The 17664-nt window shown below is 62.4% G+C and carries 12 protein-coding genes and 2 pseudogenes; 9 read left to right on the top strand and 5 right to left on the bottom strand.

Annotated elements, in window-relative coordinates:
• Nucleotides 1-11: 11 nt before the first annotated feature.
• On the bottom strand, nucleotides 12-656 hold the full coding sequence (locus LDO41_RS32395) for a response regulator (RefSeq protein WP_223995628.1): 645 nt from the start codon (nucleotides 654-656) through the stop codon (nucleotides 12-14).
• The gene (locus LDO41_RS32390; protein ID WP_223995627.1) at nucleotides 653-1429 is read right to left on the bottom strand and encodes a sensor histidine kinase; all 777 of its coding nucleotides are present in this window, start codon (nucleotides 1427-1429) and stop codon (nucleotides 653-655) included. Before LDO41_RS32390 ends, LDO41_RS32395 begins: the two co-directional genes overlap by 4 nt.
• Before the next feature lie 264 nt (nucleotides 1430-1693).
• On the opposite strand from LDO41_RS32390, the gene LDO41_RS32385 reads away from it, so the two are divergent.
• Nucleotides 1694-4546, top strand: a complete 2853-nt coding sequence (locus tag LDO41_RS32385) for an eCIS core domain-containing protein (protein ID WP_223995626.1) — start codon at nucleotides 1694-1696, stop codon at nucleotides 4544-4546.
• Nucleotides 4547-4580: 34 nt separating this feature from the next.
• On the opposite strand, the gene LDO41_RS32380 is transcribed toward LDO41_RS32385, so the two are convergent.
• Nucleotides 4581-9449: a putative Ig domain-containing protein gene (locus tag LDO41_RS32380; RefSeq protein WP_223995625.1), complete on the bottom strand. Its 4869-nt coding sequence runs from the start codon at nucleotides 9447-9449 to the stop codon at nucleotides 4581-4583.
• A 386-nt stretch (nucleotides 9450-9835) separates the two neighbouring features.
• Here LDO41_RS32380 and LDO41_RS32375 point away from each other — a divergent pair, with 386 nt between their 5' ends.
• From LDO41_RS32375 to LDO41_RS32350, 6 genes and pseudogenes are all read left to right on the top strand, one after another.
• Nucleotides 9836-10387, top strand: coding sequence for a phage tail protein (locus LDO41_RS32375; protein ID WP_223995656.1), 552 nt, complete (start codon nucleotides 9836-9838; stop codon nucleotides 10385-10387).
• A gap of 10 nt (nucleotides 10388-10397) precedes the next feature.
• Complete coding sequence (locus tag LDO41_RS32370) at nucleotides 10398-10940, top strand: phage tail protein (protein ID WP_223995624.1); 543 nt, start codon at nucleotides 10398-10400, stop codon at nucleotides 10938-10940.
• Nucleotides 10941-10958: 18 nt separating this feature from the next.
• Complete coding sequence (locus tag LDO41_RS32365) at nucleotides 10959-11480, top strand: phage tail protein (protein ID WP_223995623.1); 522 nt, start codon at nucleotides 10959-10961, stop codon at nucleotides 11478-11480.
• A 53-nt stretch (nucleotides 11481-11533) separates the two neighbouring features.
• Nucleotides 11534-12001 carry a GNAT family N-acetyltransferase gene (locus LDO41_RS32360; protein ID WP_223995622.1) on the top strand — a complete coding sequence of 156 codons (468 nt, stop codon included), beginning with the start codon at nucleotides 11534-11536 and terminating at the stop codon, nucleotides 11999-12001.
• Nucleotides 11998-12855: a hypothetical protein gene (locus tag LDO41_RS32355; protein ID WP_223995621.1), complete on the top strand. Its 858-nt coding sequence runs from the start codon at nucleotides 11998-12000 to the stop codon at nucleotides 12853-12855. Before LDO41_RS32360 ends, LDO41_RS32355 begins: the two co-directional genes overlap by 4 nt.
• Before the next feature lie 36 nt (nucleotides 12856-12891).
• Nucleotides 12892-13316 (top strand): annotated as a pseudogene (locus tag LDO41_RS32350) (transposase); the annotation flags it as partial.
• Nucleotides 13317-13645: 329 nt separating this feature from the next.
• On the opposite strand, the pseudogene LDO41_RS32345 reads toward LDO41_RS32350, so the two are convergent.
• A pseudogene (locus LDO41_RS32345) lies at nucleotides 13646-13883 on the bottom strand (IS30 family transposase); the annotation flags it as partial.
• Between the two features lie 286 nt (nucleotides 13884-14169).
• Complete coding sequence (locus LDO41_RS32340) at nucleotides 14170-14757, bottom strand: cupin domain-containing protein (protein WP_223995620.1); 588 nt, start codon at nucleotides 14755-14757, stop codon at nucleotides 14170-14172.
• 194 nt (nucleotides 14758-14951) lie between these two features.
• On the opposite strand from LDO41_RS32340, the gene LDO41_RS32335 reads away from it, so the two are divergent.
• Together LDO41_RS32335 and LDO41_RS32330 are read left to right on the top strand one after the other, a co-directional pair.
• Nucleotides 14952-16220 (top strand): M20 family metallo-hydrolase, encoded by a 1269-nt coding sequence (locus LDO41_RS32335; protein WP_223995619.1) that lies wholly within the window; start codon nucleotides 14952-14954, stop codon nucleotides 16218-16220.
• A 113-nt stretch (nucleotides 16221-16333) separates the two neighbouring features.
• Entirely contained in the window at nucleotides 16334-17662 is a 1329-nt protein-coding gene (locus tag LDO41_RS32330) for an MFS transporter (RefSeq protein WP_223995618.1), read from the top strand.
• The last annotated feature ends 2 nt before the right edge of the window (nucleotides 17663-17664 follow it).

The following is a 17664-nucleotide window of genomic DNA, read 5'->3' as shown; positions in this document are numbered from 1 at the left end:
CCGGTAATATGCTATGGCGTAAGCCCTTCGCGAATCGCGTAGCGCGTCAGTTCGGCAATATTGCGCAGGCCCAGCTTGCGGAAGGTATTCTCGCGATGGCTGGCAATGGTCTTGTCGCTGAGGAACAGCATGCGGGCGATGGTCTTGGTGCTATGCCCTTCGGCAAACAGTTGCGCAATCTGCCGTTCGCGCTGCGTCAGCACCGGCAGCCGCGCAGCATCGTCGGCGCGTGTCACCTTGCGCCGCGCATCGAGCACGCCGCCGAGCAGTTCTCCGCTCAGGTAAATCTGATCGACCATCACGCGCCGGATCGCGCGCGAGAGCTCCTCATAGGAGTTCTCCTTGAGCACGTATCCCGATGCGCCAGCGTCGAGCGCGGCAATCACATCCTCTCGCTGGTTGTTCACAGACAGGCACAGCAGCTTGCAGGGTATTTCGTCGGCGCGCAGACGTCGAATCACCTCGATGCCGTTGAGCGTCGGCATGCCGATGTCGAGAATAGCGATGTCCGGCCGCACCGTATGCACAACGTTGTAGAGCTCAATGCCATCGCGGGCCTGCGCCAGGACCTCGATGTCGGCTTCGCGCTGGAGCAGAGAGATCAGGCCTTCGCGAATCATCGCGTGATCGTCGGCCACTACCACGCGAATCGTCATGATGACGTGGCCTTGATCACCGCCGGCATGGACGCCATGATGGACGCCGTACCCAGACGGGGCGACCATCGGATATGCGCGCGCACGCCGAGTCCCGGCCTGGCATGGAGCGTGAATTGAGCCCCGACCTTGCGCAGCGCGGCCGGCAGGCGATGCAGCCCGCAGTGGCCGCGCGCGGTCGGCCGCGCGCATTGCGGATCGAAGCCCGGCCCATTGTCGCTGACGGCGAGCACAATCCCGCCCGCGTGCTGCGTGTCCTGCCGCAGCGAGAGCCGCACGCGCGCGCCCGGCGCGTGCTTGCCCGCGTTGGCCAGCAGTTCGCGGATCGCCCGCAGCAGGACCGTGGCGACCGCCGGCGGCGGCGCGGCGGTGATAGGGGCGCAATCGACGTCGATGGTCTGCCGCGTGATGCGGCCGATCTCGCCGGCCAGCAGCAAGCACTGCGCGTCGAAGGTCGGTGCGGTGGGCTGCGCCGCATCGAGCAAGCTGCCGATGACATCGCGGGTGGTGCGCAATGCGTCCTTGATCAAATCGCGGCCATGGCGAAGCGCGGCGTCTCGATAGTCACCAGGCTCTGTCGACGCGGCTTGCGCGATGTCGAGCTGAATCAGCGCGAACGACAGCAATTGCGCGAGGTCGTCATGGAGCGCCTGCGCGAGCACCGCGCATTCATCCTGTACCGCCTGCATGTCGCGCGCGCGACAGCGTGGCACGCCACTGGATGCGCGAGCGCACACCGACGGCGATGGCATCGCATAACTGGTCCCGTTCATGATCTGATAGCCCCGAGAAAACACTGCACCGGCCGACCCCGACGCCGCCTGATGGCCTCTGGCGTGGACAACCGCAATCTTATGTGGCAAGCCCGGTGCGTCTGTGGTCGACGCTTTCCGCATGTGATCTGCCGCCGCGCACCACTATACATGCCGATTTCATTCTCGTGATTTCTAATGATTTAGTGATTTAGGGTTTTGCGTTTCTTTTTATTCAATCGAGAATTAAGAAATCCTAAATTGCCACTGTTTTGGAGAGGTGCGATGAAAGCGCCACGGTCCAGACGTCCGGATACATCACGCGATGCCGCTACCGACAGCGACGCTCGGCGCCGAGACGTTGCGCGCGCCGGCGACGACGCGCAAGCGCGGCTCGCGAACAGCCCGCGCATGGTGGCGCAGCGACAACGGCTGCAAGCCTTGCGCGGTGGTGGGGGCGATGAAGATGAGGGGCGCGCTGCCCCAAATCTAACCGGCTTGCCGGACGCGCTGAAAGCCGGTATCGAGTCGCTCTCCGGTATGTCGCTCGATCATGTACGTGTGCATCGAAGTTCGCCAAGGCCGGCACAACTGCAGGCACACGCCTATACGCAAGGTCACGACATCCACCTCGCGCCGGGGCAGGAGCGGCATTTGCCGCATGAGGCGTGGCACGTCGTCCAGCAGGCGCGCGGGCGCGTGCGGCCCGACACCGAGGTCAATGGCGTCCCCGTCAATATCGATCATGCGCTGGAACACGAGGCCGACGTCATGGGCTCGCGCGCGTTGGGGTATGTGCCAGACGCGGGCGGCACAGTGCAGCGCAAACCTGCGGACATACCGATCGGCACCTCAGTCGCGCAACGCGTCGTGTCGATCAACAACCAGGTACTGATCGGCGCCAATCTGGACGTATGGCTCGTGGTGCTAAACGATGCCGCGCGCCAGCAGGCATTGCGCGTGATGGCCGACGATCGCCAGAACACCTACGCCTTTGTCTCCGATGCACAGTTGCTCGGCCACCTGCACGGCTTCCCCAACAACGCGCCGGTGCAGACGGCTATCCCCCAAACCCAGCTCGAGGATGCCCGGCGCTGGCGAAATCGGCTGCGGTTCCATCGGAAGACCGTGCGCGAGGATACGCTGGCTACGCACGACGCGTTCGACAAGATTCCCAGGGAGCAGCTATATCGCCTGGACCCGGGTCACTATTGGCGGCGCAACGAACGCTTGGATCGCTACGAGCGCTTCCGCATCAAGACGCAGCCGGCGATTCCCAACGAAGAACTGCTCGAGTATCTCGATCCCAAGGACAAGGACCGGATGAACTATGGCTACCTGCAGGGCAGCCGCGTCATCACCACGCGCACGGATCCGAGATCGAGTGCGGGATATAGCCGCAGCGGTGCGGCCGGCAAGACCTTATATGACGATGCGCGCGGCGGCTTTCGCAGCAGGCGCACCTACGCTGGCGTCGGGTCTGTCAATCCGTTTAAGAACAGCCGTACCGGGGTGACCTTCACGATCGGCCACAGCCAGGCCGTGAAGAACATGAGCACGGCAAAGGATAAGCATGGCTTCAATTCGGACCAGCAGCCGCGCATCATGGTGCCCGAGAACCGTACGGTCGGGGAGCAGATGAAAAACCCCGCGCTGGAGCCGGAAACCACGCCGTACGTCTGGAACAACTTCTACGACGCGACACCGGATACCACGTATTCGGGTAATCCGATCCCGACCTTTACCGAGGCCACGCTATTTAAGCCTGACAATTCGCTGGACGTGAATGTTCGGTTGCGGAACGACGGCCAGGTGGACTACCGCAAGGCGCGCGAAGCGTACGCGGCAAAAGTCGGTAAGCCGAAGGTAAGTTACGGCGAGTACATGCGCGCGGAGACCACCGCGCCGTATGCGGAACCTACGTTCTATGCATCTGACGATGAGGACGATATTCCCGCGACGGAGGAGGTGCCGCAGACACCGGCCTACTTCCCGCAATATCTGGAAGAGGACGAGATGCAGACCGCGGTGGACACCGCCTATGGATCGAATGTCCCGCACAAGGGGTCGGAGTGGACCGTTTCGGAGCGGACCGCCAAGGATGCCGCGAAGGGCGATACCTATTCGCTGTTTCGCACGCGGGAATCGCGCGCAGATGAGCAGACGTTGCGCGCATTGCAGGCGAGCATTACAGGCATGCCGAGCACGCCGAGCACGCAAGTCTCATCAACCATCACGACCACGCCGGTGCACGGCGTTCCGCCGCCCAAACACCCTATTCCGAAGCTTAAGATATCTGTCGATGGACTCGTGCGCCACCTGGATCAACTGATTGTCACCTTGCCACACGCTGGCCCGACCGCCGCGGACCACGTCACACTCCAGAACTTTCGCGCCTACGCTCTGTCGCTGGATCTCACCAATGTCCATACTGGCGGCGAGATCGGTCGTCTCTACGATCTGCTGGGCGACTGGTTCCATTACCTCGAACCTTCGCTGCGTCGCAATCTGACCGGCGTAGGTGGAAATGTCATGGCCGCAACCGGCCAGCGGCTCGCGGCGCTGGAGCAGTACTTGTCGGAGTGCGGGCAGATGGCTGTGCATAACGCCATCGCGCTCGAGATTTCCGAGGCGGAGGCCACTCCATTCCAGAACCTGAACCAGCATATCGGCGATGAGGCCGCGCTACGCGCGCATGGTGACTTCGAACAGAACATCGACGAGGACCGCATTCGTGAGATGGTCGTGGCGGCCGGCCGGCAGGGCATCCCTGTGATCAGCTACATCAACCAGCTCCGGGGATTCGTGCAGCGCTACAACGCTGCAAACCACCTCCAGCAATTCTTCAGCGTTCCGATCACCGCGCAGGTGATGCAGGCGTTTGGCGTGCAGGGCGCCCAGCTTCAGGAAATCGCTGCGATGAGTGCATTCCTGAGCGGCACGCGACAGACGCTAAACATGATTGTCAACACCGACGCGCATCAACTATTGGCGCACGGCTACCACTGGATCACGGTGCGCCTCGAGCGCGACCATACTGGAGCGATCCGCATCTTCTATCTGGACTCGCTGCAGGGCGCCGCTGCGGACTACTCGCACCTGTTCAATGCCCTGCGCCAGTTTATCGCGCACGGCTAGGGGCGAGTAGTCCGCAGATGCAGCAAGATGTCAGTCAGAACGGTGCGGTGAATGTTAGCCGCACGCCTTGCTGCAGGCCACTCATACCGAACAGCACGTTGTAGTCGAGGCCGAAGGTCAGCGTTTTGGTGCGCAGCTTCGCGCCCAGACCCACTTGGATACGGTCGCGCCCGAACGGCGTGCCATATACCGTGTACGCAGGACCGGCGCTCGCCAAGTCTGCATAGGCGAGATTGGCGGCGCTCTGGCCTTCGAAGTCGTGCTGGTACTCGACGCGCGCGAACGGCATGAACATGCCGTAACGAGTCTCCTTGGCAAACTCCGTCCGCATCCCGAGCGCACCGGACACCGTGGTCACCGTCTGGCCGAAGTAGGTTAGCGCGCCGAGGCCCGTGCTGGACTCCGAGAACGGGTTGAGCTTACTTTCCGCGACCAGCATGCGCGCGTACGGCGAAAACAGCCACCGGTCGCTGCGATGCTCGTAGCCCGCCGACAGCGAGGCGAACAATTGATGTCCGTCGCGTTGGCCGTTGGCAAACGCGGCTTCGTCGGTCACCCAGCGGCGTGAGTCGAAGCGCAGCAGGCCCGCGCCCGCCACGCCATCGATGAAGTATGACGGGGTTGGGCGGTAGCTGCCGTACAGCGCGATGCTGTACGCATCGGCGCTGCTATGCGTGCCCGACGAACCGATATCGGTGCCATCGCGCCCGTAACCGAAGCCTGCCCCGACCGTTAAGTGGTCGGACACGCGGTAATCAGCGCCCACCGTTACGCCCCCGGTGGTGAATCTGAAGCCCGAGCGTTGCGTGCCGACATTGGCAAAGCCGAAGTCCACACTGCCTGCAGTCCAGAACGCGAGGCGCGAATCGCTGGTATCGGCGCCTGCCGCATCAGCGCCGGGCAGGTCCGGAGCCCCCGGTATGCCGGTACCGAACCCATCGGACGACCCGGGCAGTGCGGCCAGCAGCGTGCCGGCGGCCAGCTCGCCAAGCACGCCTCCGGGCGCGGCATTGCTGCCGGAAGCATTGTTGCCTTGCGCGTTGCCGACACCGGTCGCCGTCGCGCTACCCATGTTACTTGCGACCGGTCCGTTGGCGCCGAAGCCGCCACCGCCGCGCGGGCTGTTGCGGCTGGTCTGCGTCGCCACGCCGCGCTGGCACATGTCGCGCGCGGACAGGCTCTGCATGTCCTGGCATTGCTGCGGACTTCCTGCGGCCGAAGGCATCACTACCGTCAGGTTGTTCGAGAAAGCCGCTCGGCCGTTCGCATGTAGCCGCTCCAGTCGCTGGTTGTAGTTCGAGATCTGCGCGGTGGCAAAACGGCGTGCCGCCTGGATCTGCGCGTTGATCAGGCCCGATACATCCGGATCGGTCGAGGGATCGCGGCGTGGAGTGACCGAGATCTGCAGCGCGGCCGGCGCGGAAGTCGCCAAGGCATTGCTGATCGTATAAGTGATGACGGCCGTGCCCGCGAATGCCGCGGCGGGAGCAAAGGTCACGGTGTAGGTCTGGCCAGCCGCTGACTGCTTCGCCGAGCCCTGCGCAGAGGCAGTCTGTTTCGGTGCGGCGGCCGCCAGTACGGCCGAACCCGCGTTGGACGGCGACACCGAAATGATCGCCGCGCCCGTAAACGGGCCGCCGGTAGCGCCGTCGGTGATGTCGATTACCACTTCTTTGCCCGCGGCCGTGACGGCCTGCTTCTGTGCAACTGGAATTGGTACGGGCGTGACCGTGATGCTCACCTGCACCGGGGCCGATGCGCCGGCCGAGTTCTGCAGTGCGTACGCGAACGTCACCACGCCCGCGCTCGTCGCGGCGGGCGTATAGATAATGTTCAGGCCTTCGACGCGCGCCGTGCCCGAAGCGGGTGGGGTCACGACCGACAGGCCCGTGAACGGACCATTGGTCGCATTGGCGGCCGCGTTGATTGTGACGGGCGCGTTGGAGCCTGTCGTAGCCGATACCGGCGGTGCAGTCGGCACGGTCTGCGTCGTGTTCACGTTGAACGTGCGCGTTGCCCGGAAGGGCGCACCCGTGCCGGTGCTGCTGTCGGTCGCGGCAATCGTGAAGCTGCTCGCACCCATGGCGGTGGGCGTGCCGCTGAGCACGCCGTTGGTCGCATTGAGCGCCAGGCCAGCGGGTAGCGTGCCCGCCGAGATCGAGTACGTGTAGGGTGCGATGCCGCCGGTGGCGATCATTGTCTGGCTATAGGCGATGCCCACCGCCGGATCGGGCAGGTTGGCCGGATTCAGCGTGATCGTCGGCGCGCCGATCGTGAAGGTATAGGCCTGCGTGCCGCTGTACGGTCCACCGCTGCTGTCTGTCGCTCGCACTGTGAAGTTGAACGTGCCGGCCGCCGTGGTGGTCCCGGACAGAATCCCTGCTGGGCTGAGCACCAGCCCGATCGGTAGGTTGCCAGCCGACACCGAGTACGTGTACGGCCCGACACCGCCGCTGGCCGAGACCGACTGGGTGTAAGGCGCACCGATTGTCGGCACGGGCAGCGTGGCTGGAGTCAGCGTGATCGCCGGTGCTGCGATGGTGAAGGTATAGACCTGCGTGCCTATGGCCGGACCGCTGCCCGTCGTGCTATCCGCCGCGCGGACCGTAAAGTTGAACGTGCCTGCCACGGTCGGCGTGCCGGAGAGTACACCGGTAGGGCCAAGCACGAGGCCGGCGGGCAGGCTACCCGTCGAGACCGAGTACGTGTAGGGCGAGATGCCTCCCGATGCCGTCACCGCCTGACTGTACGCCGTGCCCAGTACGGGCGCTGGCAGCGAGCCGGGGGCGACGACCACGCCGCCGGCCACGGCGATCAGCGTGTAGTTGCGCGTGGTCTGGAACGGGCCGATACCGCTCGTGGAATCGGTCGAGATGATCGAGATCGGGAACGAGCCGGTAGCGGTCGGCGTGCCGGACAAGACGCCAGCGGTGCTCATCGTCAAGCCGGTTGGCAGCGATCCGGTAATCGCGTACGTGTAAGGCGCGGTGCCGCCTGACGTGGTGAAGGTCTGGTTGAAGGCGGTGCCTGCTACAGCGTTGCCGAGCGTCGTTGGCGACAGCGTCAGCGTCGGCGCACCGACGGTCAGCGCGTAGGGCCGCGATCCGCTAAACCCATTGTTGTCCGTCGCCTGGATGGTCAGATTGAAGACGCCAGCCGCGGTTGGCGTGCCCGACACGAGGCCGGTCGTGGGATTGAGCGACAGGCCCGCCGGCAACGAGCCGGCAACCACTGCATATGTGTAAGGCATCGTGGCGCCGCTGGCGGTGACGCTCTGGCTGTAGAGCGCGCCAGCGGTCGGATTCGGCAGCGACGCGGGATTGAGGGTGACCGTCGGTGCGCTGACGGTGAGCGAATAGCTGTTGGTAATCGAGAAAGTGCCCCCGTTCGTGCTGTCGGTGGCCGATACATTGAAGGCTACTGTGCCAGCCGATGTGGGCGTGCCGGACAGCACACCAGTCCCGGCATTGAACGTCAGGCCGGATGGCAGCGCGCCACCGGTTACGTTCAATCCGTACGCGTAGGGCGAGGTGCCCCCAGATGCCGTGAACGACTGGCTGAACGCGACGCTGACTGACCCGGAAAGTGGCCCGGGGGCTGGCGACATCGACAACGTCGGCGCGGCGACGTTGAGCGTCAGCTGGCTGCTGATCGCCGAGAACGGACCGGAACCGGTGCTTGCATCTGCAACGCGCACCGAAAACGTGAAACTGCCAACCGCGCGCGGCGTACCGGAGATCGTGCCGTTGGTGCTCAACGTCAGCCCCAGCGGCATTGCACCCGAAGCAACGGTATAGGTATAGGGCCCGGTGCCGCCAGTTGCGCTGGCGACGCTGGCGCTGTACGCAACGCCAGCCGTGGCCATGCTCGGATTTCCTGGCACATACACGACAGTCGGCGCGGCAACATCGATCGTCACGGAGGCAGGGCTGGACGTGCCGGAACTGTTCTGCGCGCTGTAGATGAATGAATCAGGGCCGGCGTAGCCGGTGTTTGGTTGATACGTGACACTCGTGCCCGAGACGATGACCGTTCCATGGCTCGCCGCACTGATCAGATTGATTTGGGTGGCCGTGCCACCGGAAAGCGCGAGTGGAATAGCGGTGGCGCCGCTGCCATAGGCAATGTTGGCGTTCGACGGCGCTGCGATCGGTGGACTTGGCGCGATGTAGGTGAACTTGGCGGCCGCGTTGACAGGGCTCGTGCCGTTCGATGTCGTGACGCGCACGTCTTGACTCCCGGCCACTCCGGACGGGGTCAACGCCGTAATGGTAGTGCCGCTGACAATCGTGACCGCGCTCGCGTTGTTGCCGCCAACCGTCACGGCACTGGCACCGGTGAAGTTGGTGCCGGTGATGGTGATCGGCGTGCCGCCGCCGGTGGTGCCGTTGTTGGGCGAGACGCCAGTCACCGTGGGCTGGTTCGCGCCAGCGGGCACGAGGAAATTGACGGTGCCATTCGGGATCCACGGTCCGCCTGCGGTATTTTGCGTGTAGAACGTGCCGCTATCGGTGCCGGTGAAGCCGGCAGGCGGGTAGTAGATGAAGCCTGACTGCAAGATGCCTGGGTTGGAACTGCCCGGAATCAGGCCACTGAAGATGTACAGGCGGCCACCCTGCACGGTAGAGACGAAGGTGTCTTCGCCGCCATCGTTCGCAAAGCCCGCCGAGCTATCCGCGATCCCCCAGTAGTTGCCGTACCCGAGCCCGTTGTCGCAGGTGGAGTTATCGGACGAATTGAATTCGTAGATCGTTTTGGTGGGAGACGCCTGTGCGCTGACATTGACTGTACATGGCTTGGCGAAGGCTTGCGGTGCGAACAGCGCGAGCACGACTGCAAGCATGCCGAGCGCGATGCGCTGCTGGAACCAGAACCCTGCGCGCGTCCACAGCGCGTCCATCATCAAGCGACGGACGTTATGCGTCCGGTTCGCGTATGCGACTGACGTGACCAACCCGATTCTCCCGACAATCTGCTCGTGGGCAGATTTAAAAAAATTACATATCTGATTTTTTTGAAAACGTCTGCTCGGCGGCAGCGGCGGCATTGTTTGTGTCCGCATACAAGTCGCAAACATAGACGAAAAACGCTGCACAGGCACGCCCGATCGCGGTATTACCCCACCAAAGCATGGCAAAGGAATGCAAACCGTGGGGTTTAGCCGACAGTCTATTTGCCGTAAATGCCAAAAACGGCATACAACTCATGTGCATCATAAAAAAATCTGTTGACGCGCGAACCGTCGGTGCGGACGCGCTTTTTGTCGGAAACAAGCAAAGGAGGTTGACTGTGGATCCATACCTGGGGGAAATCAGGCTCTGCTCTTTCCCGTTTCCACCAAGAGGGTGGGCGTTTTGCAATGGGGCGATACTAGCCATCAGCCAGAATCAGGCGCTGTTCGCACTGCTGGGCGTGCAGTACGGCGGCGACGGGCGTACGACGTTCGCGCTGCCGGACCTGCGCGGCCGCACACCGGTGCATTACAGCCAAACGTACGTGCAGGGCTCGAAAGGCGGCGTTGAGTCCGTCACTCTGACCGTGGAGCAGATGCCCGCGCATACGCATACGTTCAATGTTTCGACCACCCCAGCTACGACGCAGAGTGCCGGTGCCGACCAGAACATGCTGCTGGCGGCGAGCACCGTCTATGACGCCGCAAACCCGGGCAGTGCGAGCCCCGGCCAGCCGCTGTACGCGAACACGGCGGCCAACACCATCTTCGCGCTGCACGAGCAAGCATGCGGGAAGAGTGGCGGTAGCCAACCTCACGAAAACATGCAGTCGTCGCTGGTGATGAATTACATCATCGCCCTCAACGGCATCTATCCCTCGCGCGGCTAAGGAGCACGACATGGCAGAACCATTCCTGGGTGAACTGCGCTTGTTCGCCGCCAACTACGCGCCCATGGGCTGGGCGCTCTGTGACGGCAGCGTCATGAGCATTGCGCAGAACGAAGCCCTTTTCATGCTAGTCGGCACGACGTATGGCGGCGATGGCATCACCACGTTCAAGCTGCCGGACCTGCGCGGCAGGCTGCCGATCGGGCAGGGGCAGGGCCAGAATCCCGTGCTGACCAATCGCATCATGGGGCAGCCGATCGGGACCGATACGGTCACAATCACCCCGCAGCAATTGCCGGTGCACTCCCACGCGCTCTACGCGACTACGCAGACTGCCGCGTCGCCGACGCCGGCGGCGGGACAGATGCTCGCCACCACGCCATCGGCGGCTCCGTTCTATGACAACGGCCAGCCCGTGGAGGCGAGCATCGGCGCGCTGGCGCCGGTGACGATCGGCAGGGCGGGCGGATCGCTGCCTCATGAAAATCGAATGCCTACCGTGTCGCTGAACTACATCATCGCTACGGTCGGGATCTTCCCCTCGCAAAGCTGACCTGCTGGAGACACAGACATGTCCGATCAATACTATGGGGAAATCCGCATCTTCTCCTGCACGTATCCGCCTGCGGGCTGGGCCGAATGCAATGGGCAATTGATGCCGATCGCGCAGAACACGGTGCTGTTCTCGCTGCTGGGGACGACGTATGGTGGTGACGGCCGCACGACCTTCGCGCTGCCGGACCTGCGCGGCTGCGCGGTCTCCGGGCCGGTCGCTAACGAGCTCAATGCCCCGCGCGGTGCCGATACTGTGACGCTGCTGGCCAACGAGATTCCGGTGCACACGCACGCAGCCAACACGGATAACGTTCGACCTTCCACGCCGGAACCTGCTGGGCGTTTGCCGGCGCGCTTTCAGGTGCGCAACAACCAGGCGTACCTGCCCACGGCGTCATCGCCAGCCCCGGTGATGACGACGCTGTCGCCGCAGATGATCGCGCCGACCGGTGGCACGCAGTCGCACGAAAATCGGCAGCCGAACCTCGCATTGCGCTTTTGCATCGCGCTAACGGGTAACTTCCCGCCCCGGAGCTAATGGGTACGATTATCGTGACTGCGCCCGCGTCATCTCTCGTTTTACCTGTCACGATGCCGGGCATCACGCTGCGGGCGATCAGCGATGCTGATCGCCCGTTCCTCGCGCGGCTGTACGCCTCAACGCGCGAGGCGGAGATGCGCATGACGGGATGGGACGACGCGCAGCAGTCGATCTTCCTGCAATCACAGTTCGCCGCGCAGCAGCACGCGTACCTAGCGTATCCCGATGCCGTGTTCCTGATGGTGCGCCGCGACGGCGAACCGATCGGACGCCTCTATGTGCAAACGCTGGCGGATCGATTGCACGTGGTCGACATCAGCCTGCTGCCTGCCGCGCGCGAGGGAGGGGTCGGCACGGCGCTGATGCGTGCGGTCATCGCGGCGGGGAAGGCAAGCGGGAAAGGCGTGGGGTTGCATGTCGAAGCGAGCAACAGGGCGCTCACGTGGTATCGGCGGCTCGGCTTCGAGGCGGTAGCCCAGAAGGGCTTTTATCTGGAAATGCGACGCGAGGGATCATGAAGACATACAAGTCGCGAACTCTGGCGCAGCATGCTCCTGCGTCGAACACGCAAGCAGGTGGCGCTCCGAAAGAGCACTCGACCGGCCCCACGGCATGGATCGCCGACAGCCCCCGCATGGTCGCGCAGCGCCAGCGCCTGCAGTCACTCGGGCCCGGTGTGATTCAAGGCTATTTTACGCACCAGGGAATGCAACTCAACTGGGCACAGAAGGATGCTGCACTAGGTTGGGCGAATGCTTCGATCGGCGGTGTGGTCAGGCAGCGTTTCAACCAAACGATGAGTGACAACGTCAATCCGACCGACCTCGGTGGTTGGCTCATCAGTAATGGACTACAGCAGACGGCAAATACGGTCTTGGCGCATACCGGCTATCAGGAGATGGTCGATCAATCGTTGATGAAATCGGAAATATTGTTCCATTCTGAGGTGACACAAGAAGACTATGGTGACATTCCAGGCATGGACCGCTTCGAGCAGGACGTGTCAGACGTTCGATATGGAAGGCCGGACTCGTGGCAATTTCTGCAGGGGTATAAGTTCCAGATGGGAGAAATCGCGAGCGAGCACGGAAACCCGAACGGCCCCGGGATCGTTGGCGTGGAAATGCCTTATCAGGGCGTCAGTGGCAGCAATCGTCGGGCTGATATTGAACTCAACGGAAATATCTACGTAGAAACCAAGGCAATGCAAACCAGCTACAACCCGCCACAACTGGTCAAGGAGCAGTTCAGATCGCAGGCCTCGGATTACGCGCAGTCTGGCAAGCAAGTCATCTATAGATTCAGCAATAACCCGCCGCAGTGGGTGCAAGCCATCCTCGCGCATTTCCATCTGAACTACGAAGTCGTGTGATCGTGCGCGAGTTCCCGGCGCATGCCTTCTATCGCCATGATCGACTGCTTTGACGGCAAGGTCGTGAGCTGGTCTATCGGCACGAGGCCCGACGCACAACTGCGTCAATAGCATGCTCGATGGTGCCATCACCGCGCTCACCGGTGGCGACAGTCCCGTAGTACACAGTGATAGGGGTTCGCACTATCGTTAGCCGGGATGGCTACAACGTATGGAGACGGCGGGTCTTGTCCGTTCTAGGTCACGGAAAGGCTGCACACCCGACAACGCTGCCTGCGAAAGCTTCTTTGGCCGCCTGAAGAATGAGGTACTACTGTCGCAACTGGGCCGGTACCACGGTAGAAGGATTCATGCTCGAGCTGGATGCTTACACCCAGCGGTACAACGAGCGGCGCATCAAGTTGTCGCTGCGTGCTATGAGCCCGGTCGAATACCGACGCCATCTTGGCATCGCAACCTAAAACTATCCAAGAAAACATCTACACCCCCAAAGCGGACATCCTAACTTGGCCCTGACAATCGCTTGTCTAGGGCGATCTCAAATGTCGGGGCGCGCGTTAAATTCAGATGTCGGCACGGTCGTGCGGTTTGTGCGGGGTTGAGGCTCGCTGTGAAGGCTCTGTGGGGCGGTGTGCTGGTCGGCCGCGGCCAAGTCTATGGGCAGGGTGGGGCGCACGCCGATTGACTCCGCAGCACCGCCTTTGAGGGCGAGCGGACCACCCCCAGATCCTGGCCCGGAAACTCGGGCGTCGGCGTTGCCCGTCGCGACCGTCGCAAAACGACTGTGGATTCAACGGGTCGATGCAACGGTTTGATGGAATCGTTCAGCGGGTGTATCAAAGTTTAGTGTTTTAACGCGGACGTTCGTTGAGGCGGCGTGCTATGCCATTGAGCTTTGCCTGTGAATAGACAGAGAGATCAATTCCTTTGGGAAGGTACTGCCTCAGGAGGCCATTGGTGTTCTCGTTGGAGCCGCGTTGCCAGGGATTCTGTGGGTCACAGAAGTAAACCTTGATGTCGGTCGAGACACGGCTGTGGACATTGCGTGACGACCGGACATTGACTGATGTCGCGCCACCACTGCAGTGTGGCTCGCATACTCGCCCGATCGCAGAGGCGAACACTCCGCTAGGGCCAGCGTCCGGTGGCTAGTCGCCGCGCCTGGAGAGGCAGCCAACGTCGCCTCCAGGCACACGCTTCCGCGCGCGAGAAAGATAGCGGACTAGGCTGGACGGAAAAAGCATGCAATGTATTCCGGAGAGCGAGCATGAGCGTCTATTTCATGCTCCGTCTCTCCTGTAGTGCGGGCGAACGCTAAAAGCTCTGCGGTGTATTGACCCACAGCACGCGGGCTTCCACGGTGCCAATGTTTTTGTAGCCGTGCGCCAGATGAGAGAGGAAGAAGAACGAGTCGCCGGCCTTCACGATGGTCAATTGGCCGTCGACGTTCAACTCGAGCTCGCCTTCCAGCACGTAGCCCATCTCCTCGCCCTGATGTTCGAGAAAGCCCTGCGATGACGTGCCTACCGGAATGTGGTGGATATTCGCTTCCAGCAGCGTGCACAGATGATTCGGTACCAGCGTCTCCAGCGCGACGCCGCTGCCGGCACGGCTGTGCTCGGTCCGTAGGATCTGCCGCTTGCCCGCGGTCATCACGGTCACGGCACCAGCGGAGTCAGGTTCCTCGGAGAACAGGCTCGCGACGCTAATGCCCAGATTCACGGCAATCTTGTGAATCATCGGTAGCGAGGGCCTGACCTTGTTGTTCTCGACTTTGGACAGGAAGCTCTCGGTACAGCCGACTTTCTCGGCCAACTGGCGCAGGCTCAGCCTGCGGTTCAGCCTCGCGTGCTTGAGCCGGCCGCCAATGATGATTTCGCGATTTTGTCCGGCTTCTTCCATGAATTGCGCAGCGATTGTGGTCCGCCTAGCCAAAACGCGGAGTATAGCGCCAATCATGCGCCTCGCCTAAAAAGATAACCATAAAGCACAAAATGAACGATTAAAGACAGTTTGATTCTTTTTAGTCAAGTAACTTGACTATGAGGAATCAACTTGTCACACTGGCTCGCCTTGCAACCACCGGTACAGCCAAGATGAACGCACCGAACCAATCCTCCGATCTTGCTCCCGTCGACGCCCGCATCAGCGGCCAGCGCCTGTGGGAGCGCCTCTGCGCGATGGCGGAGATCGGCGCAACGGCCAAGGGCGGCGTCAACCGTCAGGCCCTGACCAACGAAGACACGCGCGGCAGGATGCTGTTGCTCGAGTGGGCCACCGCGCGTGGCTATCAGGCCTCGATCGATCCGATTGGCAATCTGTTCATCCGTCGCGCGGGCCGTAACCCGGCCCTGAGCCCGGTGATGACCGGCTCGCATCTGGATTCGCAACCCACCGGCGGCAAGTTCGATGGGGTTTATGGCGTGTTGGCAGGGCTCGAGGTTTTTGAAACCCTCGACGATTACGGCGTGACGACCGAACGGCCGATGGAACTCGTGGTGTGGATGAACGAGGAGGGCTCGCGCTTCCCGCCACCCACGATGGGCTCGGCAGTCGCGGCTGGCGCGCTGCCCCTGGCGGAAGCGCTGGCGATTCGGGACGTCAAGGGGGCCGACGTCGCCAGTGCATTGCAGGCCCAGATCGTGGCGCTGCCTCCGCTGGGTCAGCGCGAACTCGGCATTGACGCGCACGCCTACATCGAAGCCCATATCGAACAAGGGCCGGTGCTCGAGAACGAGACTTGCGATGTGGGCATCGTGACCGGTATTCAGGGCTTGCACGCATACGAGATCCAACTGATCGGCGCGGAGGCGCATGCGGGCACCACGCCGTTACGGCATCGCAAGGATGCACTGGTCGCAGCCACCGCGCTGATTGCACGCATCCGCGCGGCAATCGTCGATCCGCTGGACGTGCTGCGCTTCACCGTTGGCAGGTTCGAGGTCTATCCGGGCTCGCCCAACACCGTGCCAGGCAAGGTCACGTTCAACATCGACCTGCGTCATCCCGATGCGGCGCATTTGCTCGGTGCCGGCGACAAGATTCTCCAACTTTGCCAGGGCGAGATTGAAGGCTGCCCGATTTCAGCAAAGGTACTGCTGCGCTCGACACCGGTGTCGTTTGACGCGCGCGTGGTCGGGGCGGTGCGCGATGCCGCGAATGCGCGCGGCATGAAGTTCCGCGACATCGTCTCCGGAGCGACCCATGACGCCAAATACACCGCGCAACATGTGCCTACCGGCATGGTCTTTGTGCCGTGCGAGAAGGGCATCAGCCACAACGAGGCCGAGAGCGCACGGCCCGTCGATGTCGCGGCAGGCGCGCAAGTATTGTGTGACGCCATGCTGGCCATCATGTCTGCGTAGCAGGCGACCAAAAAAACATTCGAATAGCGACGCACAACGTCTCATCACGTCGCAGAACATCGCCACAGCAGCTAAGGACATCAAAGGAGAGTGTCGTGTCTCGGAGAGAACAGATGTCGGAAAGGGGTACTGCGATCGCCTCCCTGTATCGCAAGGTCAATCTGCGCCTGTTGCCGCTGCTTTTCGTCGGCTTCATGTTCGCGTATCTGGACCGCGTCAACGTGGGCTTCGCCAAGCTGCAGATGCAGAGCGATCTTGGCTTCTCCGATGCCGCATACGGTGTGGGGGCCGGCATTTTTTTCGTGGGATACGTGTTATTCGAGCTGCCGAGCAACCTGCTGCTGCCGAAGGTCGGCGCGCGCCTGACCTTCAGCCGCATCATGGTGCTGTGGGGCATCACATCGATGTGCATGCTGTTCGTCAATAGCGTGCCGGCCTTCTATGCGTTGCGCTTTCTGCTGGGTGCATTCGAGGCGGGCTTCGCGCCGGGCGTGCTGTTTTATTTGTCGCGCTGGTACGGTCCCACGCGTATCGCCGGTGCCATCTCGCTTGTCTGGCTCGCCGGTCCCGTCAGCGGTATCATCGGCGCGCCGCTGTCCACATGGATCATGACGGTCTTCTCCGGCACCGGCCATCTCGCAGGGTGGCAATGGATGTTCCTGATCGAAGGCGTGCCCACCGTGCTTCTTGGCATTGTGGTCTTTTTCGCGCTCGATGACGGCCCCGCTCGCGCGGCATGGCTCAGCGACGCCGAAAAGCGATTGCTGGCTGCGGAAACCGCGGGCATCGGCGACGCGCGGCACGAATCGTTTTTCACGGTCCTGCGCGACCCCAAGGTCTATATCCTGGCCGTGGCGTACCTATGCATCATCGCGCCGGCCTACGCACTGAGCTTCTGGTTGCCAACTATCATCAAATCGGCCGGCGTCACCAGCACGCAAATGCTCGGGTGGTACGCGGCCATTCCGTCGGTCGCCGCCGCACTCGCTATCTACTTCGGTGGTCGCAGTTCCGACCGCCGCCGTGAGCGTCGCTACCATATCGCGGTGCCTGCTTTCATCGGCTTTCTGGGTTTCGTCGGCTGGTATCTGTCCGATGGCCATCTGGTGCCGATGCTCGTGAGCATCACGATAGCCACCGGCATGATGTGGATGGCCAACATCGTGTTTTGGGCCGTGCCCGCCGAATACATCAAAGGTGATGCACGTGCCGGCGCTATCGCTCTAATCAATACCATTGGCCTGTCGGGCGGCTTCTTTGGCCCCAGCATCATCGGCTGGTCGAAGACTGCTACCGGCAGCATCTATCCGGGCTTCATGCTGATGGCGGCGGCATTGCTCTTGTGCGGCGTCATCTTCCTGCTGATCCGTCTGCAATCTGGCGCGCCAATGCCCCCGCGCCACGGCCCAGCGCAGGCTGCGGGCACCGGGGCGGCCAAATAGAT

It is taken from the genome of Cupriavidus pampae (assembly GCF_914271485.1).
Classification (GTDB): Bacteria; Pseudomonadota; Gammaproteobacteria; order Burkholderiales; family Burkholderiaceae; genus Cupriavidus; species Cupriavidus pampae.
This window is presented reverse-complemented; position numbering and strand designations above follow the sequence as displayed.

Excerpts from the sequence above, each read along its gene's own strand:
- LDO41_RS32395 (WP_223995628.1), bottom strand. The coding sequence starts at position 656 with ATGACGATTCGCGTGGTAGTGGCCGACGATCACGCGATGATTCGCGAA.
- LDO41_RS32390 (WP_223995627.1), bottom strand. The coding sequence starts at position 1,429 with ATGAACGGGACCAGTTATGCGATGCCATCGCCGTCGGTGTGCGCTCGC.
- LDO41_RS32385 (WP_223995626.1), top strand. The coding sequence starts at position 1,694 with ATGAAAGCGCCACGGTCCAGACGTCCGGATACATCACGCGATGCCGCT.
- LDO41_RS32380 (WP_223995625.1), bottom strand. The coding sequence starts at position 9,449 with ATGATGGACGCGCTGTGGACGCGCGCAGGGTTCTGGTTCCAGCAGCGC.
- LDO41_RS32370 (WP_223995624.1), top strand. The coding sequence starts at position 10,398 with ATGGCAGAACCATTCCTGGGTGAACTGCGCTTGTTCGCCGCCAACTAC.
- LDO41_RS32365 (WP_223995623.1), top strand. The coding sequence starts at position 10,959 with ATGTCCGATCAATACTATGGGGAAATCCGCATCTTCTCCTGCACGTAT.
- LDO41_RS32360 (WP_223995622.1), top strand. The coding sequence starts at position 11,534 with ATGCCGGGCATCACGCTGCGGGCGATCAGCGATGCTGATCGCCCGTTC.
- LDO41_RS32355 (WP_223995621.1), top strand. The coding sequence starts at position 11,998 with ATGAAGACATACAAGTCGCGAACTCTGGCGCAGCATGCTCCTGCGTCG.
- LDO41_RS32340 (WP_223995620.1), bottom strand. The coding sequence starts at position 14,757 with ATGGAAGAAGCCGGACAAAATCGCGAAATCATCATTGGCGGCCGGCTC.
- LDO41_RS32335 (WP_223995619.1), top strand. The coding sequence starts at position 14,952 with ATGAACGCACCGAACCAATCCTCCGATCTTGCTCCCGTCGACGCCCGC.
- LDO41_RS32330 (WP_223995618.1), top strand. The coding sequence starts at position 16,334 with ATGTCGGAAAGGGGTACTGCGATCGCCTCCCTGTATCGCAAGGTCAAT.